23 protein-coding genes and 1 riboswitch are annotated in these 23,549 nt (G+C 63.8%); of the genes, 14 read left to right on the top strand and 9 right to left on the bottom strand.

The annotated features are described in order from the left end of the window. Positions 1-45 precede the first annotated feature (45 nt). Entirely contained in the window at positions 46-432 is a 387-nt protein-coding gene (locus JG739_RS15090) for a MerR family transcriptional regulator (RefSeq protein WP_023685221.1), read from the top strand. Between the two features lie 214 nt (positions 433-646). Here the strand turns inward: JG739_RS15090 and JG739_RS15095 are convergent, their stop codons facing one another. Next, complete coding sequence (locus tag JG739_RS15095) at positions 647-1,153, bottom strand: methyltransferase family protein (protein ID WP_202367138.1); 507 nt, start codon at positions 1,151-1,153, stop codon at positions 647-649. Next, complete coding sequence (locus JG739_RS15100) at positions 1,150-2,142, bottom strand: DUF1624 domain-containing protein (RefSeq protein WP_202367139.1); 993 nt, start codon at positions 2,140-2,142, stop codon at positions 1,150-1,152. Before JG739_RS15100 ends, JG739_RS15095 begins: the two co-directional genes overlap by 4 nt. Before the next feature lie 426 nt (positions 2,143-2,568). Beyond that, a riboswitch (cobalamin riboswitch) is annotated at positions 2,569-2,776 on the top strand. 37 nt (positions 2,777-2,813) lie between these two features. On the opposite strand from JG739_RS15100, the gene JG739_RS15105 reads away from it, so the two are divergent. Genes JG739_RS15105 through cobO form a run of 4 tightly spaced genes read left to right on the top strand, consistent with a single transcriptional unit; the run spans position 2,814 to position 4,903 of the window. Then, the gene (locus JG739_RS15105) at positions 2,814-2,987 is read left to right on the top strand and encodes a CbtB domain-containing protein (RefSeq protein ID WP_202367140.1); all 174 of its coding nucleotides are present in this window, start codon (positions 2,814-2,816) and stop codon (positions 2,985-2,987) included. A gap of 15 nt (positions 2,988-3,002) precedes the next feature. Beyond that, the gene (locus tag JG739_RS15110) at positions 3,003-3,767 is read left to right on the top strand and encodes a CbtA family protein (RefSeq protein WP_202367141.1); all 765 of its coding nucleotides are present in this window, start codon (positions 3,003-3,005) and stop codon (positions 3,765-3,767) included. 22 nt (positions 3,768-3,789) lie between these two features. Next, the gene (gene cobU / locus JG739_RS15115; protein WP_202367477.1) at positions 3,790-4,287 is read left to right on the top strand and encodes a bifunctional adenosylcobinamide kinase/adenosylcobinamide-phosphate guanylyltransferase; all 498 of its coding nucleotides are present in this window, start codon (positions 3,790-3,792) and stop codon (positions 4,285-4,287) included. Between the two features lies 1 nt (position 4,288). After that, the gene (gene cobO, locus JG739_RS15120; RefSeq protein WP_202367142.1) at positions 4,289-4,903 is read left to right on the top strand and encodes a cob(I)yrinic acid a,c-diamide adenosyltransferase; all 615 of its coding nucleotides are present in this window, start codon (positions 4,289-4,291) and stop codon (positions 4,901-4,903) included. Between the two features lie 184 nt (positions 4,904-5,087). Here cobO and cbiB read toward each other — a convergent pair whose 3' ends face one another. Further along, complete coding sequence (cbiB, locus tag JG739_RS15125) at positions 5,088-6,056, bottom strand: adenosylcobinamide-phosphate synthase CbiB (protein WP_202367143.1); 969 nt, start codon at positions 6,054-6,056, stop codon at positions 5,088-5,090. Between cbiB and cobD the strand changes: the two genes are divergently transcribed. Both cobD and JG739_RS15135 read left to right on the top strand, forming a co-directional pair. Next, entirely contained in the window at positions 6,055-7,110 is a 1,056-nt protein-coding gene (cobD, locus tag JG739_RS15130) for a threonine-phosphate decarboxylase CobD (RefSeq protein WP_202367144.1), read from the top strand. The two genes, cbiB and cobD, sit on opposite strands and share 2 nt — an antisense overlap. Beyond that, positions 7,107-7,613 (top strand): tyrosine phosphatase family protein, encoded by a 507-nt coding sequence (locus JG739_RS15135; RefSeq protein WP_202367145.1) that lies wholly within the window; start codon positions 7,107-7,109, stop codon positions 7,611-7,613. The genes cobD and JG739_RS15135 overlap by 4 nt, the downstream gene beginning before the upstream one ends. Positions 7,614-7,810: 197 nt before the next feature. On the opposite strand, the gene JG739_RS15140 is transcribed toward JG739_RS15135, so the two are convergent. After that, complete coding sequence (locus tag JG739_RS15140) at positions 7,811-8,614, bottom strand: creatininase family protein (RefSeq protein ID WP_202367146.1); 804 nt, start codon at positions 8,612-8,614, stop codon at positions 7,811-7,813. Positions 8,615-8,840: 226 nt separating this feature from the next. Continuing rightward, positions 8,841-9,224 (bottom strand): RidA family protein, encoded by a 384-nt coding sequence (locus JG739_RS15145; protein ID WP_202367147.1) that lies wholly within the window; start codon positions 9,222-9,224, stop codon positions 8,841-8,843. A gap of 253 nt (positions 9,225-9,477) precedes the next feature. On the opposite strand from JG739_RS15145, the gene JG739_RS15150 reads away from it, so the two are divergent. The 7 genes from JG739_RS15150 to JG739_RS15180 all read left to right on the top strand — a co-directional run bounded on the left by JG739_RS15150 (position 9,478) and on the right by JG739_RS15180 (position 16,412). Beyond that, on the top strand, positions 9,478-10,482 hold the full coding sequence (locus JG739_RS15150) for an ABC transporter substrate-binding protein (protein WP_202367148.1): 1,005 nt from the start codon (positions 9,478-9,480) through the stop codon (positions 10,480-10,482). Between the two features lie 9 nt (positions 10,483-10,491). Further along, positions 10,492-11,322, top strand: a complete 831-nt coding sequence (locus tag JG739_RS15155; RefSeq protein ID WP_202367149.1) for an ABC transporter ATP-binding protein — start codon at positions 10,492-10,494, stop codon at positions 11,320-11,322. After that, a complete protein-coding gene (locus JG739_RS15160; RefSeq protein ID WP_202367150.1) occupies positions 11,309-12,160 on the top strand; it encodes an ABC transporter permease in 852 nt (283 codons plus the stop codon). Before JG739_RS15155 ends, JG739_RS15160 begins: the two co-directional genes overlap by 14 nt. Positions 12,161-12,338: 178 nt before the next feature. Next, positions 12,339-13,640: a cytosine deaminase gene (locus JG739_RS15165; protein ID WP_202367151.1), complete on the top strand. Its 1,302-nt coding sequence runs from the start codon at positions 12,339-12,341 to the stop codon at positions 13,638-13,640. Then, positions 13,637-15,037, top strand: a complete 1,401-nt coding sequence (locus JG739_RS15170; RefSeq protein ID WP_446720552.1) for an FAD-binding oxidoreductase — start codon at positions 13,637-13,639, stop codon at positions 15,035-15,037. Before JG739_RS15165 ends, JG739_RS15170 begins: the two co-directional genes overlap by 4 nt. A gap of 206 nt (positions 15,038-15,243) precedes the next feature. Then, complete coding sequence (locus JG739_RS15175; RefSeq protein WP_202367478.1) at positions 15,244-15,825, top strand: NAD(P)H-dependent oxidoreductase; 582 nt, start codon at positions 15,244-15,246, stop codon at positions 15,823-15,825. Then, entirely contained in the window at positions 15,825-16,412 is a 588-nt protein-coding gene (locus JG739_RS15180) for an NAD(P)H-dependent oxidoreductase (protein ID WP_202367152.1), read from the top strand. The genes JG739_RS15175 and JG739_RS15180 overlap by 1 nt, the downstream gene beginning before the upstream one ends. 150 nt (positions 16,413-16,562) lie before the next feature. On the opposite strand, the gene JG739_RS15185 is transcribed toward JG739_RS15180, so the two are convergent. The 4 genes from JG739_RS15185 to JG739_RS15200 are packed head-to-tail and all read right to left on the bottom strand — an operon-like array spanning position 16,563 to position 23,549. Continuing rightward, positions 16,563-19,022 (bottom strand): GcvT family protein, encoded by a 2,460-nt coding sequence (locus JG739_RS15185; RefSeq protein ID WP_202367153.1) that lies wholly within the window; start codon positions 19,020-19,022, stop codon positions 16,563-16,565. Then, the gene (locus JG739_RS15190) at positions 19,019-20,200 is read right to left on the bottom strand and encodes a pyridoxal phosphate-dependent aminotransferase (RefSeq protein WP_202367154.1); all 1,182 of its coding nucleotides are present in this window, start codon (positions 20,198-20,200) and stop codon (positions 19,019-19,021) included. Before JG739_RS15190 ends, JG739_RS15185 begins: the two co-directional genes overlap by 4 nt. Next, positions 20,200-21,099, bottom strand: coding sequence for a homocysteine S-methyltransferase family protein (locus JG739_RS15195; protein ID WP_202367155.1), 900 nt, complete (start codon positions 21,097-21,099; stop codon positions 20,200-20,202). The genes JG739_RS15190 and JG739_RS15195 overlap by 1 nt, the downstream gene beginning before the upstream one ends. Beyond that, a complete protein-coding gene (locus JG739_RS15200; protein ID WP_202367156.1) occupies positions 21,096-23,549 on the bottom strand; it encodes a GcvT family protein in 2,454 nt (817 codons plus the stop codon). Before JG739_RS15200 ends, JG739_RS15195 begins: the two co-directional genes overlap by 4 nt.

Genomic DNA, 23,549 nt, shown 5'->3' on the forward strand with positions numbered 1-23,549 from the left:
CCGCTGGGTTGGAACTCGCAGCGCGGCCGGGCATTTGGAGTGATGATGCGGGAATACTATTCGATAACCGAACTGACCCGCGAATTCGATGTTTCGACGCGGACGCTGCGCTTTTATGAGGACGAGGGGCTGGTGCAGCCGGTACGGCGCGGCCGCACGCGACTGTTTCGCCCGTCGGACCGGCACCTCATCCGCCAGATCATGCGCGGCAAGAGGCTCGGCTTTTCGATCAACGAAATCCGCGAAATCATCCAGATGTACAAGGAGCCGCCCGGCGAGGTCGGTCAACTCAATCTGATGATCAAGCGCATCGAGGAAAAGCGTGAGGATCTGCGCCAGAAGCGCCGCGACCTCGAAGAGACCCTGGCCGAACTCGACCAGGCCGAAGAGTCCTGCGTCGAGCGGCTGGTGGAGCTTGGCGTCAACACCTGATCGGCCTTTTTGATAATTCTACTCTCGCGGCCAGCTAGCGTGGTTCTCTGCGCTTCCGGCCTTCGCCGGCCGAAGCACCATGAGTAATCGTGGTAGTTAAGGCTACGGCCGGCGTAGGCCGGTGCTCACGTACTCAAATGTGCGCTCCGCTCCGGTTCTCGAAAACCACGCTATCTGACTCGCCAGAGCGAATTCTGAAAAAGACCTTGCCGCCTCAAATCCAGCGCCGCACCTTTTTCGCGTAATCCCGGTATTTCTTGCCGAATTTCGTTGCCAGAACTTTTTCCTCGCCCTCGATCGCCATTTTTTGCGTTGCGAAGGCGGCGATGATCGCCAGCGGCAGGAACCATGGGTTGCCCGAGATAAGGGCGACGCCGATCATCAGCAGCGTGTTGGCCAGATAGATCGGATTGCGGCTGACGGCGAAGGGGCCTGTCGTCACCAGATGGTCCGGCACGGCGTTCGGATGGAGCGTCGTCTTTGCCCGGATCATGGTGCGGATCGCCGTGAACCAGAGTGCGACGACGCCGAACAATGCCACCCAGCCGGCTGCGAACAGGATGTCGCCCAAAAGGCCGCCGATCCATGGCAGCGGATAAAGCAAGCCAAGCGCAATGCTGACGGCGATGGCCGCGATATAGATCAGCGGCGGCCACGGTATACCCCCCGGTTTTTGCTGTCCCGGTTTCTGTTGGCCCGGTTTCTGCTGATGGTCGGTCATTGTGCTCCTCCCTCCATCAAAGTGCTGTCGGCTTTGGCAGTGCAGGCGCCGGCGAGCTCGTCGAGGTGCGCCTGCCATTCCGCAGCCTGGTCGTTGCGGTAGAGCCGATCAAGCGTGGCCTCGCCCTCGAGCGTATCGAGCATGCAGACACAATAGCTGGTGCAGAACTTCGTGTCGCGCGATTGCTCGCACGATGCCTGGCACTCTTTCTGGAAGGCGACCTGCCTGGTTTCGACCGCTGCCGGCATGACTTGCGAAAACAGCCAGATCGAGCCGATCAGCACCGGCTGGTGGATCAGATAGAAGGCGAGGCTGTGCCGGCCGATAAAGACCAGCGGATTGGTCCAGCGGCCGGGCGTCAGGCCCGCCAGCCGCGTCAGCACGCCGGAGGCGAAGGCAAGCTTTGCCGCTGCGATGCCGACAAGCACGGCGCCGAACCATGGAAACAGCGGGACATAATCGTTGGAGCGCGGGTTGGTTGCCGACAGGCCGACCCACCACAGGACCGGATGATCGAAGATCTCCGACCTGAGGTAGAGCGGCGCGGTGATGACGAAAGCTGCGACAACCAGCGTCAGCAGCGCCGGCAGCCGCAGGAACGCCAGGCCGAGCAGGCTGGCGAGCGCGATCTCGTGCAGGATGCCGAAGAAGATGAAACTGTCGGGCGTGAAAAACCTTGTGGCCGCCGATATGGCGAGCGCAGCCCCGGCGACCATGGCGAAGCGTTTCCAAAAGCCGTTCCAGCGGATTTGTTTGCCATGGGCGAGGAACAGGCTGACGCCGACCAGGAACAGGAAGGTCGAAGCGATGCAGCGCGCGTAGAACTTCCACCAGCCAAAGGCAGTCAGGCCGGGATCGGTGTAGCCGAAGAATTCGAGATCCCAGGTGAAATGGTAGCTCGCCATGGCAAGCAAAGCGATGCCGCGGGCGACGTCGATAGCGATGATGCGCCTGGATCGGTCGTGAACGGCCGGCATAGGAATGGTCATGATCTCGCAATTCTGATTCAGTGCTGCAAGACGATTATCATGGGTGCCCCGGACAAAAGAAGACAGGGCCAAATCCTGGTGATGCTCAGGGCTTAGGCTAAAGCGCCGTACGCCGCTCGCACCCAGTTGTCGAAGCCGGTGCCGCCCCTCATTGCCCTGCCGGGCATTTCTCCCCGTGCACGGGGAGAAAGAAGCCGGCCGCAACGCCGGCGCCATCCCTGCAACGCTGATGATTGGCGAAATCGCCGATGACAGCCCCCTCTCCCCGTTCTACGGGGAGAGGATGCCGGCAGGCAGGTGAGGGGCAGCGCGGACGATTCAACCATCAAGATCGCGGCGTCAGAGGAACCCAAGCTGGTTCCTGAGACGGCGCATTCGCACTCATAGCTGACGGAATTTGGTTTGCCGGGCGCGGCGATTTTGCCTATAGTCGCGGCCGTCGTCGGTTCCGTTTGGAACCAAGAGGGAATGCGGTAAGGGTAAAAATTTGCCCAATGCCGTGGCTGCCCCCGCAACTGTGTGCGGTAGTCCTCTCCATATGCCACTGAAGAGTTCTTCGGGATGATCTCTTCGGGAAGGTGGGGAAGGGCGCTGATCCGCGAGCCAGGAGACCTGCCGGCGACAGGAGAACTGACTTCTATGCCCTCGGGTGGAGGGCGAAAGGACAAGACATGAATTCCGTCTCGCTCGGCGCTTCCGTCTCCTCGCAGTCGCGCTTCGTGCAATTGGCGCTTGCTGCATTTCTCGGCGTTTTTGTCATGGGTTTTGTCGGCTTCTCGCATATCGATGCGGTCCACAATGCCGCCCACGACTATCGCCATTCGATGGGCTTTCCCTGCCACTGACAAGGGGCTGACACGATGACACTGTTTCGCAACGTCGTGTTCATCGCGGCGATCGCAGGGCTTGTCGCCGGCGTCGTTCTCGCCTGCATGCAGGCCTACGCCACGGTGCCGCTCATCCTCAAGGCGGAAGTCTACGAACAGGCCGGTGGTGGCCACACGCATGACCATGGTTTGGCGCCGGCCGCGCCAGGCGGCAATGCCATGAGCAGCGCCGTGCCGGCTGAAGCAGCCACCGCGGAAGAGGAAGGCTGGGCGCCGGCCGACGGTTTTGAACGCTTCGCTTTCAACGTCGTTGCCAATGTCGTCACCGGCATCGGCTTTGCGCTGACCCTGGTCGCTGCTTCGGAGTTCGCCGGCGGCATCGGCAATTGGCGTCAGGGCCTGTTCTGGGGCTTTGCCGGCTTTGCCGTATTCACGCTGGCCCCGAACCTTGGCTTGCCGCCAGAACTGCCGGCGATGCCGACGGCCGATCTCGCCCAGCGCCAGATCTGGTGGACGGCGACGGTGGTGGCGACCGCGGCCGGTCTCGGCCTGCTCGCCTTTCGCAAATCGCTGCCGTTGGCGGTGATTGCCGTGGCGTTGATCGTGGCGCCGCATATTGTCGGCGCGCCGCAGCCCGAAAATTTCGAATCGCCGATCCCGGAAGGCCTGCACCACCAGTTCGTGGTGGCGGTGACGCTGACCAATCTGGTGTTCTGGCTGGTGCTCGGCGCTGTCGTCGGCCTGGTGCGCGGCCGCTTGACCGGCACCGCAACCGGCCTGCGCGAAAACCTTGCCTGATCGCGCTGCTCCAGGCAGCAAGCTGACCCTGGTCATCGGCGGCGCACGCTCGGGCAAGAGCGCGCATGCCGAAAGCCTGGTGACGGCCTGCCCGGCGCCGTGGGCTTATATCGCCACGGCGCAAACCTATGACGACGAGATGCGCGAGCGCATCGCGCTGCACCGGGCGCGGCGCGGCGACGGCTGGACGACCATCGACGCGCCGCTCGATCTCGTCGACGCGATCGGGGCGCTGCCTGACGGCCGGCCCGTCCTGATCGACTGCCTGACGCTGTGGCTGTCCAACCATATGCTGGCGGAACGCGACATTGAGGCCGAATGCCGAGGGCTGGCGGATGTGCTGTCGCGGCCGCGCGGGCCGTGGTTCGTGGTTTCCAACGAGGTCGGCCAGGGCATCGTGCCCGACAATGCGCTTGCCCGCCGGTTTCGCGATGCCGCCGGTCGGCTCAACCAGCAGGTCGCCGCCGTCGCCGGCACGGTGCTGCTGATGGTGGCGGGACTGCCGCTCAAGGTGAAGTGAGATGACCGATATCGACGACAGGGACGAGGAACGCCACCGCGCCAAGATGGCCAAGCGCAAGGCGGTGCAGGACGCCGAGGTCGCGGCCAAGACAGTCGAGAAGGGACTGCTGATCGTCAACACCGGCCCCGGCAAGGGCAAGACCACTGCCGCCTTCGGACTGGCGCTGAGGATGCTCGGCTACGGCAGGCGTGTCGGCGTCGTCCAGTTCATCAAGGGCAAATGGCATACCGGCGAGAAGGACGCCTTTGCCGCCTTCGGCGACCGGGTCGTCTGGCACACGATGGGCGAGGGTTTTACCTGGGAGACGCAGGATCTGAAGCGCGACATCGCCGCCGCCGAGGCTGCCTGGGCCAAGGCACTCGAGCTGATGGCCGATCCATCGATCAGCCTTCTAGTGCTCGACGAATTGAACATCGCGCTGCGCTACGACTATCTCGATCTCGACACGGTGGTGGCGGCGCTGAAAGGCCGGCGCGAAAACCTGCATGTCGTCGTCACCGGCCGCAACGCCAAGCCGGCGCTGGTCGATGCCGCCGATCTGGTCACCGAGATGGGCGTGACCAAGCATCACTTTTCCGCCGGCGTGAAGGCGCAGCAAGGGATTGAGTTCTGAGGAGTTTGCCCGCCTCTTCTTCCTTCTCCCCTTGTGGGAGAAGGTGGCCTCGCGAAGCGAGGTCGGATGAGGGGTGTTCCAGCTTGGCACTGACAGCACTCCGTCCAGCACCCCTCTTCCGTTTCGGCGCTGCGCGCCGATCCACCTTCTCCCACAAGGGGAGAAGGTGGCCGCACAGTGGACATCACGCGGCGATGACGATCACCGACAGCAAGCCGAACAGTCCCATCAGCAGAACGTCGGCAACCCGATAGAGTCTTAGCGCACGTCTGATGTCCATGCTCTCGACATCGCGGCGGCCGCCTTCGCCCATGAACGCGTCATCGACCATGACGCCGTCGTAGGAGCGCGGCCCGGCCAGCGCCAGGCCGAGCGCGCCGGCCATCGCTGCTTCAGGCCAGCCGGCATTGGGCGAGCGGTGCTTCTTCGCGTCGCGCCGCACGGTGCGCCAGGCGTTGCCGGCATCGGCGCCTTTGACGAGGAAGGCGGCCAGCACGATGAGCAGCGCGGTCAGCCGCGATGCCGGCAGGTTGATCAGGTCGTCGAAGCGCGCCGCCGCCCGGCCAAAAGCTTCGTGGCGCGGCGTGCGGTGGCCGATCATCGAATCGGCGGTGTTGGCGGCCTTGTAGGCGACGCCGCCGGCCAGCCCGCCGACGCCGATCCAGAAAACCGGCGCGACGACGCCGTCGGAAAAATTCTCGGCCAGGCTTTCGATCGCCGCGCGGCAGACGCCGGCTCTGTCGAGCTTTTCCGGATCGCGGCCGACGATCTGCGAGACGGCAACACGTCCGATGTCGAGTCCGCCATTGTCGAGCCCGTCGGCCACCGCCTCGACATGTTCGGCCAGGCTCTTCTGCGACAGCAGCGATGTCGCCAGGAGCGCGGTGAGGATCAATCCGGCTGGAATGCCGGCGAGCATGGTTTCCACCGCGAAAGCGATGGTGGCCGGCACCAGCACGATGATCAGCAGTGCATGAACACCGCGCCGGCGACGCAGGGCGTCGGAATCAGTATCGCGGTTGAGCCTGCGGTCGAGAAAGGATATCAGCCTGCCAAACCAGGTGACGGGATGGCCGATGGCGCCGAGCAGCCAGCTGGGATAGCCGACAGCGAATTCAACAAGCAGTGACAGGAAAGCGATCAGGATCGACATGAAGTCTCTTGATGGAGCGGCGGCACTGGTGGATCACGGCGGAAGCCTCGGCCGGGCGAGGGCACTTTTTCCGCATGCGCCACAGCCCTTCGTCGACCTCTCGACCGGTATCAATCCGCACTCCTATCCGTTTTTCGAGCTGCCCGCCACCGCCCTGTCGAGATTGCCGGAAGCCGCGCGCGTGCGCGAACTGGCCTACGTCGCGGCAAGCGTCTATGGCGCGCCATCGGCGGCCAACGTGATGGCGGCGCCGGGCACGCAGATCCTGTTGCCGCGCATCGCTTCGCTGGTCAGCCCCGGCAGGGCGCTGGTGCTCGGGCCGACCTATGCCGAACATCAGCGGGCAGCGGCAATCGCCGGCCATGCGGTGACGGAGATAGATGATTTCGAGGCCCTGGCAGGAGCCGACCTTGCCATCGTCGTCAACCCCAACAATCCGGACGGGCGCATCGTCCAACGCAAGGAGCTGCTGGCGCTTGCCGAAAAACTGCGCGCCAGAGGCGGGCTGCTCATCGTCGACGAGGCGTTCATGGATGTCGGCCCGCGCCCGGAAAGCCTGGCCGGCGATGTCGAGCATGGCGGCATCGTCGTGCTGCGCTCCTTCGGCAAGTTTTTTGGCCTTGCCGGCCTGCGGCTCGGCTTTGCATTGGCCGACGCGCTGACGGTCGAACGGCTGGAGGCGCAGTTCGGGCCGTGGGCGGTTGCCGGCCCGGCGCTTGAATATGGCATCCGCGCGCTTGCGGACAGCGGCTGGCAGACCGAGATGCGGCGCCGTCTGGCCAGGGATGCGGCACGGCTCGATGCGCTGTTCGGCCGCTTCGGCGTTGCTGTTGCCGGCGGCACCACGCTGTTCCGCTATATCAGGCTGGCGGACGCCGCCGGTCTGTTTTCGGTGCTTGGCGAGCGCGGCATCCTGCTTCGCCATTTCTCCGACCGGCCGCATGTGCTGCGCGCCGGACTGCCGGGCGAGGGCGAGGAATGGCAGCGGCTCGAATCGGCACTTGCCGATTGGGCGCAACAACGCGACGATGACACCAGGGAGGTCCGACAATGATCCATGTCTGTTCGCTGTCGAAGGTCGAGGAAACGGTCACGAGAACCGGGGCCGAGCGGCTGCTTTCGCTGCTCGCCGCCGGCACCGAAGTGACACGCCCGGCCTCGATCGCCCGGGAAAACCATCTGCATCTGGTCATGCACGATATTGCGGTGGCGCAGGAGGGCATGACCATGCCGGGCGAGGAGCATGTCCGCAGCCTGCTCGATTTCGCGCGCCGATGGGATCGTGCAAGGCCGCTGGTCGTGCATTGCTATGCCGGCATCAGCCGGTCTACGGCCTCGGCCTACATCATCGCGGCGGCACTGGCGCCGCAGCGCTGCGAGGTCGAATTGGCCGAGACGCTGCGCGCCCTGTCGCCGACGGCGACACCCAATCCGCGGCTGATCGCGGTCGCCGACGCGTTGCTCGATCGCAACGGCCGCATGACCCGTGCGATCCAGGCGATCGGGCGCGGCGCCGAGGCCTTCGAAGGCATCCCTTTTGAGTTGAAGATTGGCTGACGTCGGCGCTGCCCCTCATCTGCCTGCCGGCATCTTCTCCCCTATAGCGACGGGAGAAGGGGCTGGCCGCAGCGCTGGCGCCCTTTTGCAACGCCGGTGATTGGCGAAATCATTGATGAGGGCGCCCCTCGCCCCGTTTACGGGGAGAGGATGCCGGCAGGCAGGTGAGGGGCGGCGCGGCGCTGGCGAAAAACCTCCTATGCCAACCAGTCGGCCAGCTTGGCCTTGCGCACATCTTTCAACAGGCTGATGAAACCGTCGGCTTGATGGTTGGCGGTCAGCCGGCCCTTTTCGGCCGTTGCAATGCTGGCATCGCCGACGACGCCGTTCGGGTTGAGGTCGGTGGCGAGCCAGGCGAAGGCGTGCGTTCCGGTGTGGCGCAGCAGCGCAAATTCCTTTTCGGCGCGGGCGACGTTGGACACGAAATTGTCGGCCTTTGCCATGTCGACCAGATCCGGCCGGAAATGCAGCATCAGCGAGGTCTCGACATCGCCGCCATGGATGCCGTGGCGGTCCTCAAGCTCGGTGTACATGCCGGCCGGCCGGCCAAAGCGCTGCCAATTCGTCTTCACCGCCAGCATCTTTGCCCGCACGCGCAATTCTCGCGTCATGATGCCCATGATCTCCTCGTTGCCGCCATGCGAGTTGACGACGATCAGCTTTCTTAGCCCGGCCCGCGCGATCGATAGGCCAAGCTCGGTCCAGGCCTCGATCAAGGTCGCCGCCGGCAGGGTGAGGGTTCCCGGCGCATGCAGGTGCTCGTTCGACTTGCCCACCGCCTGGACCGGCAGGATGCGGATGTCGAGATCGCCAGGCAGGCGCTCGATCACCGTTTCGAGCATGCCGTTCATGATCGAGGTGTCAGTCGAAACCGGCAGATGCGGCCCGTGCTGTTCGATCGCCGCCACCGGCAGGACGGCGATCGTCGCCTCCGGGTCGATGGTGGCGTATTCTGTCGTCCGGTAGTCGCCCCACCACACGCGTCTTTTTGTTCCGGCCATTTTGAACCTCGAAGAGAGACTGGCGGCGTCGGCGCTGCCCCTCACCCTTACCCTCTCCCCGTATAGAGACGGGGAGAGGGGGTCGCCAGCGTTGGAGCTTGTCCCTTCTCCCCGTCACTATACGGGGAGAAGGTGCCGGCAGGCGGATGAGGGGCAGCGCCAACCTGATTTCGTTTAACTTGAGATCGCTGGCCTGTCGATTCTCAGCCTTCGGCCAGCCGGCGCCTTACCCTGCGGCGATGACCTCGATCTCGACCTTGAATTCCGGCCGCGCGAAACCGGATACGATCATCAGCGTCGAAGCCGGCGCCGGGCTGGTGAACAGGCGATCGCGAACGTCCATATAGGGTTTCAGGAAGACGCGGTCGGTGACATAGGCGTTGATGCGGACGATGTCGGAAAGTCCAAGCCCGGCGTCGCCGAGAATCGCTGCGATGTTTTGAAAACAGAGCTCGGCCTGCGCGCCGGCATCCTGCGGAATCTGATCGTCCACAGTGATGGCGACCTGGCCAGAACACAGCACCAGCCGCTTGCCGGGCGGCACCTCGATGCCATGGCTGTAGCGGGCAAAGGGCGGCTTGATCGACTTCGGCGTCAGGAACTTGAACATGAAAATCTCCAGTCTGCTGCCAGCATAAAGCCGGATCAGGCGAGCTCTCAAGATGCAGTGCATACTATCAGGGCGATTGTGGACAGGCGTTCAAAAAATAGGCACGATGCCTTTGGTACAGCATGACCCGTCCGGCCTTCGCGCACCATTGTGCGCAGGCGGACGGTCCGGGCGATGGCATGTGTCTTGCTTCTTGAACCGATGGTGTCGAGCCCGGCGCGCGGCGCGCCGGAGCCAACTGAGGGTGGTGTGGATGGACGGAAAAGTTAGGATTTCGGCTGGCGCGATCGTGCTGCTTGCCGCAAGCACGCTGAACGCAGCAGCAAACGAGAAGATCACCTTCGGCACCAACTGGCTCGCCCAGGCCGAGCACGGCGGCTATTATCAGGCGGTCGCTGATGGCACCTATGCCGCTTGCGGGCTCGACGTGACGATCATGCAAGGCGGTCCGCAGGTCAGCGGCCGGCCGCTGCTGCTCGCCGGCAAGATCGACTTCTATATGGGCGGCAACATGCTGCAGGCTTTCGATGCCGTGCAGCAGGACATTCCGCTGCGCGTCGTCGCCGCTTCCTTCCAGAAAGAGCCGCAGGTGATCATGAGCCATCCGGGTCAGGGGCTCGACAGATGGGAGGATCTGAAGAACGCGGACCAGTACATTATCGGCGACGAAGGTGCACAGAGCTATTTCCAGTGGATGATCACGGAGTTCGGCTTCGATCCGGCCAAGCGCGTGCCCTATGCGTTCAACCCCGCACCTTTCATCGCCAATCCGAAGTCGATCCAGCAGGGTTATGTGACCTCGGAGCCCTTCGCCGTCGCCAAGGAAGGCGGCTTCCAGCCCAATCTGTTCCTGCTCGCCGACTACGGCTTCGACACCTATGCGACGACGATCGAGACCATGCAGGCGACGATCGACAAGCGGCCGGAGGTGGTTCAGTGCTTCGTCGATGGCTCGGCCAAGGGCTGGTACAACTATCTCTACGGCGACAACGCTGCGGCCAACGCGGCGATCAAGAAAGATAACCCCGACATCAGCGACGAGCAGATCGCGTTCTCGATCGAGCAGATGAAGAAATTCGGCATCGTCGATTCCGGCGATACGGAAAAACTCGGCATCGGCGCGATGACCGACGCGCGCATCCAGAGCTTCTACGACAAGATGGTCAAGGCCAAGGTCGTGCCGGCCGACGTCGACATCAAGAAGTCCTACACGCTGGCCTTCGTCAACAAGGGCGTCGGGATCGACCTGAAGAAATAGCACCTGGGCATGATGCAGGAGAAATTGGCGCAAGCGCCGGCAAGCGCATCGGGCAAGGGTCCGATGCTGCTGGCGCTGCGCGGCGTCGGCAAGGTCTTTTCCAACGGTGTGACAGCGCTCAGCGACGTCGACCTGACGATCCGGGAAGGCGACTTCCTCAGCCTTCTCGGCCCGTCCGGCTGTGGCAAGTCGACGGCCTTGCGCCTCATCGCCGGTCTTGCAACGCCGACCTCCGGCCTGCTCGACTGGCGCGGCAGCAGCGCTGCCGACCGCTCTGACATCGGCTTCGTCTTCCAGGAACCGACGCTGCTGCCGTGGGCCGATGTCTTCGACAATGTCTGGCTGCCGCTCAGGCTGAAGGGCGTGACGCGGGCCAAGGCTGCGCCTGTCGTGATGGAGATGCTGGCGCGGGTTCACTTGACCGGCTTCGAGAAAGCCGTGCCGCGCGAATTGTCTGGCGGCATGAAGATGCGCGTATCGATCGCCCGCGCCATGGTGACCAAGCCGCGCGTGCTTTTGATGGACGAGCCATTTGCGGCATTGGACGAGATCACCCGCTTTAAGCTCAACAATGATCTTCTGGAACTGTGGCAGGACGAGCGCTTTACTGTCGTCTTCGTGCCCCACAGCGTCTTCGAAAGCGTTTTCCTCTCCAACCGCGTCGTCGTCATGGCGGCGCGACCGGGCCGGGTCTTCAAAGAGCTCGCCATCGATGCGTCCTATCCCCGCAACGAGGCCTTCCGCACTTCGCCCGCCTATGCCGCGCTCTGCCGCCAGGCATCCGATGTGCTGATCGGCGCCATCAACTCAACCGCCGGACCGCATCATGACGGCCATTGATCATACTGCCGTAACCCTGGATCCAGAGGAGGCACGTCGCGTGCGCCAGGAGCGGCTCGAACGGATCGGCCGATGGCTGCTGCCGTTGGCAATCATGGTCCTGGCGATCTGGCTGTGGGACCGCATCTGCATCTGGAACGACATCCCGAAATATATCCTGCCGCGCCCCGGTGTGGTGCTGCAAACGCTGTTCGACGATGCCGGGCTGCTGTTCTCCTCGCTGCTGGTGACGCTCAGGATCACCTTCCTCAGCTTGGCTTTGGCGGTCATTGGCGGTGTCGGGCTGGCGGTGCTTTTTACGCAATCGAAATGGGTGGAGATGTCGTTCTTCCCGTTTGCGATCGTGCTGCAGGTGACGCCGATCGTCGCGATCTTCCCGCTGATCAACATCTACGTCGATAACCAGACGACGAAGCTTCTGCTGTGTGCCTGGATCGTCGCCTTCTTCCCGATCCTGTCCAACACGACGCTTGGCCTCAACTCGGTCGACCGCAATCTGCGCGACATGTTCAGACTTAACGGCGCGACCCGCTGGCAGCAATTGCGCTATCTGCGCCTGCCGGCGGCGATGCCGTATTTCCTCGGCGGGCTGAAGATCGCCGGCGGCCTGTCGCTGATCGGCGCGGTGGTGGCGGAGTTCGTTGCCGGGGCCCAGGGACAGTCGTCGGGGCTGGCCTCGCGCATCATCGAGGCCGGCTACCGGCTGAACGCACCGCGGCTGTTCGCGGCGCTGATCCTGATCTCGTTCACCGGCATTTTGATTTTCCTGGTGCTGTCGCTGATCTCGCACCTGATCCTGCGGCGCTGGCACGAGAGTGCGCTGAAGCAGGAGCGCTAGGTATGGTCGGCGCTGTTACCCCCCTCTGTCCTGCCGGACATCTCCCCCTCAAGGGGGGAGATTGGACTTCATTTCGGATTTCGCCAATTACTGACGTGGCAAGACATGTGTCGTGGGCGAAGCTGCCGATCTCCCCCCTTGAGGGGGAGATGGCCGGCAGGCCAGAGGGGGGTGCGCCTTGATACTAGCCTCTGGTTCTTATCATCTCACCAACGCCCGGCTTCATGCATCTTTGACGCCCGGCCTTGCCGCTGCCTTCGACGCCGACGGCTTTGCGCTCGCCGACATCGCCGTCGCCGACGGCAAAATCTCCAGCATTGCCGCGCATCGCCAGTCCAATGCACCAGCAGGCGCCCTCGACCTTGGCGGCCGCATCGTCATGCCGTGCTTCATCGACTGCCACACCCATATCGACAAAGGTCATATCTGGCCTCGAAAACCCAATCCGGACGGCACCTTCATGGGTGCGTTGAACGCCACCGGCGCCGACCGCGTTGCCCGCTGGAGCGCCGAGGACGTCGCTCGCCGCATGGATTTTTCGCTGCGCTGCGCCTACGCGCACGGCACCAGGGCTTTGCGCACGCACCTCGACAGCGTCGCACCGCAGGAGGAGATCTCCTGGCCGGTGTTCGAGACCGTACGGGAGAAATGGCGTGGCCGCATCGAGCTGCAGGCCGCCTGTCTGCTCGGCATCGAAGACGTGCGCGACAAGAAATGGTTCGAGAGCCTGGCCAAACGCGTCGCCGCGGCCAACGGTGTGCTCGGCGTCGTCACCTATATGCTGCCGGACCTGGAAGAGCTTCTCGATCGGGTTTTCGCGCAGGCGATCGAGTATGGCCTCGACCTCGATTTCCATGCCGACGAGACCGACGACATCTCGGCGATCTCGCTGAAGAAGATCGCCGAGGCGGCGCTGTGGAACGGTTTTGAGGGAAACATCCTCGTCGGCCACTGCTGCTCGCTGGCACGCCAGCCCGATCTCGACGTGCTCGACACGCTGGACAAGGTGGCGAAGGCGGGGCTCGCCGTGGTGTCGCTGCCTATGTGCAATCTCTATCTGCAGGACCGGCGCGGCGACAAGACCACGCCGCGCTGGCGTGGCGTGACGCTGCTGCACGAGATGAAGGCGCGCGGCATCCCCGTCGCCGTCGCCTCCGACAACACCCGCGATCCGTTCTACGCCTATGGCGATCTCGACATGCTGGAGGTCTATCGCATGGCGACGCGTATCCTGCATTTCGATCACCCGGTCGGCGACTGGCCGCAAGCGGTGACTTCGACGCCGGCCAGGGTGATGCGGCTCGACGGGTTCGGCACGCTTGCCGCCGGCGGCGCTGCCGATTTCGTCGTCTTTAGGGGACGGAACTGGACGGAAATGCTGTCGCGACCTGAAGCGGATCGGATCGTGGTGCGGGACGGCCGCGCCATCGAGCGCCAATTGCCCGACTATGCCGAACTCGACGATCTGATGGTGCGATGATGGACGTTTCGGCACTGAAGCGCGACCTCGACGGTCTGAAGATCGACGATCATCCGGCGATCATTCAGCAGAAGAGCCGCGATTTCTACTGGTACAGCCCGGTGCTGAAGCAACAGCTCGACCATGTCACCGGCGACCTGATCGTGACGCCGAAGACCGAAGACGAGGTGATCCGCGTGCTTGCCGCGTGCCACCGGCATGGCATTCCGGTGACACCGCGCGGCAGCGGCACCGGCAATTACGGGCAGGCGATGCCCTTGTCCGGCGGCGTCGTGCTCAATCTCGCCGAGATGAACGCAATCAAGACGATCGCGCCCGGCCGCGTCGTGACCGGTCCCGGTGCCGTCCTCGCCGACATCGACAGGGCGACGCGCGCGCATTCCGGCCAGGAGCTTCGGATGTCGCCATCGACCTATAACACCGCTTCGATCGGCGGTTTCGTTGCCGGCGGCTCGGGCGGCATCGGCTCGATCCGCTGGGGCGGGCTGCGCGACCTCGGCAATGTCATCCGGCTCAAGACCGTGACCATGGAGGCGGAGCCTCGCATCATGGACCTTAGCGGTGAGGAGGTGCTGAAGGTGATGCATGCCTACGGCACCAACGGCATCATCACCGAGGTCGAGATGCCGCTGACCGCATCCTACGACTGGATCGACGTCATCGTCGGCTTCGACGATTTCATAGATGCGGCCGGCTTCGGCAACGATCTCGCCATTCAGGACGGCATCCTGGCGAAGCTGATCACGCCGATCGCCGCGCCGATCCCTTACGACTATTTCAAGCGGCACCAGCGGTTTTTCAGGCGCGAGCAAAGCATCGTCGTCTGCATGATCGCGCCGCAGGCGATAGACGCCTTTGTCGCGCTGGCGGCGCGCAGCAAGGGCGAGATCGTCTTCCGCGCCGACAAGGAGGCCGATCTTAGGGGTTTGCCGCCGGCCTATGAGCTGACCTGGAACCACACGACGCTGCGCGCCATCAGGGTCGACCCAACGGTTACCTATCTGCAGACCCGCTACCCGTCGCCGGATCATCTCGCCCACGTCAAGGCGATGATCGACCGCTTCGGCGACGAAGTGCCGGTTCATATCGAATTCATCCGCTTCGACGGCGCGATCGGCGTGGCTGGACTGCCGTTGGTGCGCTTCACCACGGCCGAGCGGCTCGACGAGATCATCCGCATCCACGAGGACAATGGCTGCTGGGTCTTCAATCCGCATCGATACACGCTGGAAGAGGGCGGTATGAAGCAGACGGATGAGGTGCAACTCGCTTTCAAGCGCGAGACCGATCCGCAAGGGCTGCTCAATCCCGGCAAGATGATCGCCTGGGAAAACCCGGACTACGACTATCGCTCGGGCAAGTCGTTCCTGTTCAAGGGGTTGCAGAAGGCGGGGTGAACGATGACGAGCGTGTGGCGCTGTACCCCCCTCTGGCCTGCCGGCCATCTCCCCCTCAAGGGGGGAGATTGGCTGTCAATATCGCTTTCGCCAATTGACGATGTTGGAAGATGGCCGAGACGACGGAACTGCCGATCTCCCCCCTTGAGGGGGAGATGCCCGGCAGGGCAGAGGGGGGTGCCTCGCGCCGACCTGCGAGGACTTCGGTGAACATCCTCGTGCTTTACGCCCATCCGGTCGAAACCAGCTTCAATGCCGGTCTGCACAAGGTGATCGTCGAGCGGCTGACGGCCGCCGGTCACGTCGTCGATGACTGCGATCTCTATGCCGAGAATTTCGATCCGCGGCTGACCCGGGCCGAGCGGCTCGGTTATCACGACGAGCGCGGCGCCGGTGATCCGACAGCACCTTATGTCGCGAGGTTACAAAAGGCCGAAGCCCTGGTGCTGTCGTTTCCGGTGTGGAACTACGGCTATCCGGCGATCCTGAAAGGCTTTTTCGACCGCGTCTTCCTGCCCGGCGTCTCGTTCAAGCTGGTCGATGGCAAGGTGCAGCCGTCGCTGCACAACATTCGCAAGCTGGCGGCGGTCACCACCTATGGTGGCAGCCGGCTCCACGCCATGCTGATGGGCGACCCGCCGCGCAAGCTGGTCAAGCGTGTGTTGCGCGCCACGGTCAAGCCAGGTGCCTCCGTGTCCTATCTCGCGCATTATTCGATGAACCTGTCGACCGATGAAACGCGCAACAGATTTGCGGCGAAGGTCGCAACCAGCATGGATGCCTTCTGATGCGGGTTCTGGTGGTTTACTGCCATCCTGTGCCCGAAAGCTTTTGCGCCGCGATCCGGGATAGTGCCATCGAGGTGCTGAAGGCGAGGGGCTGGGAGGTGCGGCTGCTCGACCTCTATGCGGAAAATTTCGATCCGGTGATGGGCTGCGACGAGCGACGCTCCTATAATGAGCACGCCCCGCAGGACCCGGCGCTCAAGTCGCATATCGAAAATCTCAACTGGGCCCAGGCAATCCTCTTCATCTATCCGACATGGTGGTACGGGCTTCCGGCAATGTTGAAGGGCTGGCTCGACCGGGTCTGGGCAACCGACGTCGCCTTCCGACTGCCGGCCGGCAAGGGACGGATCCAGTCGCTGGTGAGGCATGTGACGAAGATCGGGGTGATCACGACCTGCGGCGCACCGACCTGGTGGAGCGTCGTCGTCGGCCAGCCGGGACGCAAGACGATCCTGCGCGGCATGCGGGCGCTCTGCGCCACCCGCTGCAGGACGTTGTTTCTGGCGCACTACCTGATGGATTCATCGACAGCGAAGACCAGGGCGGCGTTTCTGGAGAAGGTGCGGGCGAAACTGGAGCGGTTTTGAGCTGCGAGATGAGCGTCCTTCTCCCCGTTCACGGGGAGAAGATGCCGGCAGGCAGATGAGGGGCAGCGCAAACTTTCCGGACCCTGGCGCCGCCCCTCATCCGGCCCTTCGGGCCACCTTCTCCCCGTAAACGGGGCGAAGGAAAAAGGGCTACATCCGCACCCGTTCCGCCTTCGGATCATACATCGGCTTCAGCGACACTTCCGCGGCGAAGCGCTCGCCGGCGATCTCGATCTCGTAGGAAGACGACAGCACGTCAGCCTCGCTCTCGCCCTGGCAAGGCACATAGCCGAGCCCGATAGCGGCACCGAGATGATGGCCGTAATTGCCCGAGGTGATCGGGCCGACAATCTTGCCGTCGCGCAGGATCGCTTCGTTGTGGAAGAGCAAGGGTTGCGCGTCTTTCAGGCGGAATTGCACCAGCCGCCGGTTCAATCCGGTTTCTCTTTTTCTCAGCACGGCGTCGCGGCCAAGAAAATCGCCCTTGCCAGTCTTCACTGCGAAGCCAAGGCCTGCCTCCAGCACATTGTCCTCGTCGGTGATGTCGTGGCCGAAATGCCGGAACGCCTTTTCGATGCGGCAGGAATCCAGCGTGTGCAGGCCGCAAAGTTTTAGGCCGACATCGGCGCCCGCTTCCTCGATCGCCTCGAACAAATGTGCTGCCTGGTCGGTCGAGACATAAAGCTCCCAGCCCAGTTCGCCGACATAGGTGATGCGATGGGCGCGGGCCAGCCCCATGCCGATTTCTATCTCCTGAAACGTTCCGAACGGATTGGTTGCGTTGGAGAAATCGTTCGGGCTCAGCTTTTGAATGAGCTTCCTCGAATCCGGGCCCATCAGGCAGAGCACGGCCTCAGCAGCGGTGACATCGGTGATGACGACGAATTCATCGGCGAGATGTTTTTTCAACCAGGCGAGATCACGCTGCAGCGTCGCGCCGGGCACGACCAGGAAGTAAGCCGTTTCCGATAGCCGCGAGACGGTAAGGTCGCTCTCGATGCCGCCGCGCTGGTTGAGCATCTGGGTGTAGACGATCTTGCCCGGCGCCACGTCCATATCGTTGGCGCAAAGCCTCTGCAGGAAGGCGCAGGCATCGCGGCCCTCGACACGGATCTTGCCGAACGAGGTCATGTCGAACAGGCCGACGCCGTTGCGGACGGCCAGATGTTCGTCGCGCTGGTTGTCGAACCAGTTCTGCCGTTTCCAGGAATAGCGGTACTCGCGCTCCTGGTCCTGACGCGCGAACCAGTTGGCCCGCTCCCAGCCGGCAACCTCGCCGAACACCGCTCCGCGCGCCTTCAGATGTTCGTGCAGAGGCGAGCGCCTGATGTTCCGCGCGGTCGCCATCTGCCGGTAGGGAAAATGGTCGGCATAGAGCAGGCCGAGCGTCTCGGAGACGCGCTCTCTGAGATAGCGGCGGTTCTTTTGGAACGGCTGGGCGCGGCGGATGTCGACCTCCCAGAGATCGAAGGGTGCTTCGCCATCATTGATCCATTGCGCCAGAGCCATGCCGGCGCCGCCTGAGGAGACGATGCCGATGGAGTTATAGCCGGTCGCCATCCAGTAGCCGGACAGCTCCGGCGCCTCGCCGAGATAATAGCGGTCATCAGGCGTAAAACTCTCGGGGCCGTTGAAGAAAGTGTGGATGCCGGCGCTGGCCAGCATCGGCATGCGGTTGACGCCCATTTCGAGGATCGGCTCGAAATGTTCGAAATCCTCGGGCAGCTGGTCGAAGCAGAAATCTTCGCTTATGCCGTCCATGCCCCACGGCTTGGCCACCGGCTCGAACGCGCCGAGCATCATCTTGCCGGCGTCTTCCTTGTAGTAGGCGCATTCGTCCGGCACGCGCAACACTGGCAGCCGGGTCAGGCCGGGGATCGGTTCGGTGACGAGATAAAAATGCTCGCAGGCATGCAGCGGGATGCTGACGCCGTTCTGCGCGCCAAGCTCTCGTGCCCACATGCCGGCGCAGTTGACGACGACATCGGCCTCGATCGTGCCTTGCTCGTCGCCTTGCGCCCAGGAAACGCCGGTGACGCGGCCATTCCTGGCATGGACCTTGGTGACCTTCACATTCTCGACGATCATCGCACCGCGCTGGCGCGCGCCCTTGGCCAGCGCCATGGCGATATTGGCCGGGTCGCATTGGCCGTCGAGCGGCAGATGCACGGCGCCGACCACATCCGAAATATTAAGATGCGGGTACATCTGCTTGACTTCGTTTGGCGAAATCTCGCGCACGTCGATATCGAAGGCGCGGGCGAGAGACGCCTGCCTATAAATCTCGTGCTTGCGTTCTTCGGTCAGCGCCACGGTGATCGAACCGACCTGGCGCATGCCGGTGCCGACATCGGTCTCGGCCTCCAGCCTGACGTAGAGGTCGGCCGAATATTTCGCCAGCCGCGTCATGTTCTGCGAACCGCGCAACTGGCCGATCAGGCCGGCGGCGTGCCATGTCGTGCCCGATGTCAGCTGCTTGCGCTCGAGCAGCACGATGTCGGTCCAGCCGAGCCTGGCCAGATGGTAGGCGACCGAGCAGCCTGAAACACCGCCGCCGATGATGACGGCCCTTGCTTTGGGAGGAATGGTTTTGGCAGACGGGGCGGTCATGCGGCCTCGCGGCGGTAGCTGGACGCAAAGCGGCGCAGGCGGAGGGTTGCTTCCAGAAGCACCGCCTCGGGCTGGCAGAGGCTGACGCGAATATGGCCGGCAGCGGCCTCGCCGAAGCTCGATCCTGGCATCACGCCGACCTTTTCCTTGTCGAGCAGAGCCCAGGCGAATTTCTCGTCGTCGGGCTCGAGAGCCGAGATGTCGAGCATGACATACATGCCGCCTTCGGAGCCGCGCACGGTGACGTTGTTCATGCCGCGCATGGCATCGAGGACGACGCTGCGCCGTGCGGCATAGCGTTCGGCGATCTGCTTGACGCCGTAGCCGTTTTCCAGCGCCTCGGCGCAAGCGAGGCTGATGAAGGCCGGCAGGCCGTAGGTGGTCACCAGGTTGAGGTTGGTCAGCAGCGAGATCATCTGTTCGGGCCCGGTCAGCCAGCCCATGCGCCAGCCGGTCATGCCGTGGCTCTTCGACATGGAATTGATGACCAGCGTGCGTTCCGCCATGCCGGGCAGCGAACGCGGCGAGACGTGCTCGCCGCCGCCTAGCGTCCAATAGACTTCGTCCGACAGCAGCCAGAGGTCATGCTCGCGGCAGATCTGCGCCAGCTCTTCCAGCCGCTGGCGCGAATAGACAGCACCCGTCGGGTTGTTCGGCGTGTTGATGAGGATGGCGCGGGTGTTCGGCCGAAGGGCTGCGCGAATGTCGGCGGCGCGCGGCTGGAAACCATCCTCGGCGGGCGTTTCGACCACGGTGAAATCGGCGCCCGCTGCGCTGAAGGTGTTGGGGTAGGTCGCGTAATAGGGCGCGACCACGATGGCATGGTCGCCCTGGTCGAGTACGGCTTGTACCGCCGCGTACAGTGCAGCCTGCCCGCCTGATGTGGCAATAACCTGATCCGGGTTGGTCGTAACGCCGGTGCAGGCGGTCGAGGCCGCCGCCATCGCCTGGCGCAGGCGCGGAATGCCGGCAAGCGGGGTATAGTGGTGATTGCTGGCGCGAACCGCCGCGACGCAGGCTTCGATCGTTTCTGTTGGCGTGTCAAAATCATGGTCGCCGACCGACAGCATGATGATGTCCTCGCCGGCCTGCTTGCGCGTCCAGGCGGCGAAATGGACCTCCCAGCCGTCCGTGCCGGAAGGCACGATGCCGGAAATGCGCGATGACGGTCTGGGCATTATGCTACCCCCGAAATTTCGTAGCCGGCCTGTTCGAGCCGGTCGCCCAGGGCGGCGATATGGGGCGGCCCGACTTCGCAGCAGCCGCCGACGATACCGGCCCCGGCCTCGACCCAGCCGACCGCATGGCCGGCATAGGCGTCCGGATCGAGGTCGTGGCGGGCATGCAGCACTTCCACCGTGCCGCCATGCCTGAGCGCCTCGACCGAGGTGAAGCCGTTGGCATAGGCGCCAACCGGCCCGCCGAGGCCGATCAGTTCGGGCAGCGCTGCGGCGATCGCTTCGGGCCGGCAGCAATTGATCAGCCTGGCTGCGACCGGCAGACCGTCGAGAGCGCTTGCTGCCGCCGCTATGGTTTCGCCGCTGCGCAGCCGCGGCGCGCCGTGATCAGCGAGGGTCCACGACACCCACACCGGCTTGCCGCTTTCCGACGCCGCAGTGACGGCCGCGCGCGCTTCCTCGGCCGACGCCATGGTCTCGCACAGGAACAGATCGACGCCGTCGGCCTGTTCGGCAACGATGCGGCGGTAGATGTCGAGCGTATCCTCGAAGGATATCGTCAGCGCCGGTGCGTAGCTGCCGAACAGCGGCGACAGGCAGCCGGCGATCGCCGCGTCGCCGGCCTGGTCGCGAGCTTGCCTTGCCAGTTCTATGCCGCGCTTCTGCAGCGGCTTGAACAGTTCTTCCGCGCCCTCGCGCGCCAGCCGCTCGGGGGTTGCGGAATAGGTGTTGATGGTGATGACACGGGCGCCGGCCCGAATGAACTCCGCATGCAGGTCGCGCACCAGGTCCGGTTCGTCGATCAGCACCCTGGCCGACCATAGCGGGGTGGGATCGGAGCTGCTGCGGCGGACCAGTTCCTGGCCCATGCCGCCGTCGGTGAGAATGACTGAATTCATGCGCGCAACCTCTCGTTGTTTGGATCCCACAGCGGTTCGTCCTTCTGCACGGCCGCCTTGAAGCGCTCGCCAAAAATCTCGACCTCGACCGCAGTTCCCGGCTCAGTCAGGTCGGCGCGCAGCATGCCGAGCGCGATCGACTTGTCGATGCGATGACCCCAGCCGCCGGACGTCGTCTCGCCGACGATCCGGCCGTCATGCCACAGCGTCGACATGGTTGGCGCGTCGCAGTCGCCGGGGTTCTCGACGACCAGCGTGACAAAGCGCTTCTTCACGCCCTGCTGCTTCTCGTTTTGCAGCGCCGCCTTGCCACGGAAATCCGGCTTGTCCCATTTCACGAAACGCTCCAGCCCACCCTGCAGGATCGAATAGTCGGTCGACAGGTCGCCTTTCCAGGCGCGATAGCCCTTTTCAAGCCGCAAAGAATCCAGCGCGTACATGCCGAACGGCTTCAGCCCATGCTTCTGCCCAGCCGCCCAGACGGCGTCGAACACGGTGGCGGTGTCGTCGATCCTGGTGTGGATTTCCCAGCCGAGTTCGCCGGCGAAGGACACACGCACCAGCCTTGCCCATCGGCCGGCGATTGTCGTCTCCTGGTGCGTCAGCCAGGGCAGAGCAAGGTCGGCGGCGCAGACATCGGCGAGGATTTTTCGCGAATTGGGCCCGGCGAGGATCTGCGTTGAGAATTCCTCGGTCCGGTCCACCAGCTTGAACGAGGCGTCCTTCGGCATGCGCCATTTCAGCCATTCGAAATCGTGCCACTGCGCCACGGCGGCGGTGATCAGCGTCATCAAATTCTCGTCGTGGCGAACGACAGACATTTCAGTGACGATGCGGCCCTTGTCGTCGGCAAAGTAGACGAGGCCGATGCGGCCGGGTTTCGGCACCAGGCCGGTTACTTGTTGGCTCAGCCAGTCGGCAGCACCAGGGCCATCGAGATTGAAGCGGGAAAAGCCGGGCAGATCCAAAATGCCGGCGGCGTCGCGCACGGCGAGGCATTCTTCGCGCACGCGATGCTGCCACGGCCCATCGCGGCGGAAGGTCAGCGTCGCGGCTTCCGAGACGTCGTCGCCGGCTTGCGCGTACCAGGTGGCGCGCTCCCAGCCATTATAGGCGTCGAAGCGGGCGCCGAGCGACTTGATGCGATCATGGATCGGCGACAGTTTGCGGTCGCGGCCAGCCGGCCAGGCGTGACGCGGGAACTGGATGGCGTATTCGTTGCCGTAGATCTCCATGCCCTTGGCGACGCAGTAATCCGGGGCCGAGGCAAAGCTGGTGAAGCGCCGCGGATCGCAGGACCACATATCCCATTCGGTCTGGCCCTCAGTCACCCATTCGGCCAGCACCTTGCCGGCGCCGCCGCCCTGGGCGATGCCGAAGGTGAAGACGCAGGCCTCGAAGGCGTTCGGCACGCCGGGCATCGGGCCGATCAGCGGGTTGCCATCCGGCGTATAGGGGATCGGGCCGTTGATGACCTTGGACAGTCCGGCGGTGCCGAGAATCGGCACGCGGGCGACGGCATCGGCCAGATAATCCTCGAGCCGGTCGAGATCGTCGGGGAACAGCTGGAACGAAAAATCGTCAGGCATCGGATCGTCGTAGTCGACCCAATGGGCGCGGCAATTGCGCTCATAGGGGCCGAGATTCATGCCGTTCTTTTCCTGGCGCAGATAATAGGAGGTGTCGACGTCGCGCAGCAGCGGCAGTTTCTTGCCTTGCTCGTTTGACCACGCCGCCAGTTCGGGGATTTCCTCGAACAGGATATATTGATGGCTCATCACCATCATCGGCACGTCGCGGCCGAACATCCTGCCGACTTCGGCCGCGCGATAGCCGGCGGCGTTGACGACGATCTCGCAGCGGATCTCGCCCTGCGCGGTCTCGACCAGCCACTCGTCCTTGTCGCGGCGCACGCCGGTGACCGGACAGAAGCGAATGATCTTCGCGCCCAGGTCGCGAGCGCCCTTGGCCAGCGCCTGGGTCAGCTGCGCCGGGTCGATGTCGCCGTCGCTCGGATCGTAGAGCGCGCCCTTCAGGTCGTGCGTTTCGATGAACGGGTAGCGGCGCTTGATCTCGTCGAGCCCGACCACATCGATGTCCATGCCCTGGTAGCGGCCCATGCCCTTGGCGCGTTGGAACTCCTGCATGCGCTCTGCGGTATGGGCCAGCCTGAGCGAGCCGGTGACGTGGTAGTTCATGGGGTAGCCGACCGCGTCGGCCAGCCCGCGATAGAGCTCGGTCGAATAGCGCTGCATGTTCATCAGCGACCATGACGAGGAGAAGGTCGGCACGTTGCCGGCCGCATGCCAGGTCGAGCCGGAGGTGAGCTCGTTCTTTTCCAGGAGCACGCAGTCGATCCAGCCCGCCTTGGCGAGATGGTAGAGCGCCGACGCGCCGACGACGCCGCCTCCGATGATCACTACACGTGCCGTGGTCGGCAAACCGGCCAT

The sequence above is a fragment of the Mesorhizobium sp. L-2-11 genome (genome assembly GCF_016756595.1).
Classification (GTDB): Bacteria; Pseudomonadota; Alphaproteobacteria; order Rhizobiales; family Rhizobiaceae; genus Mesorhizobium.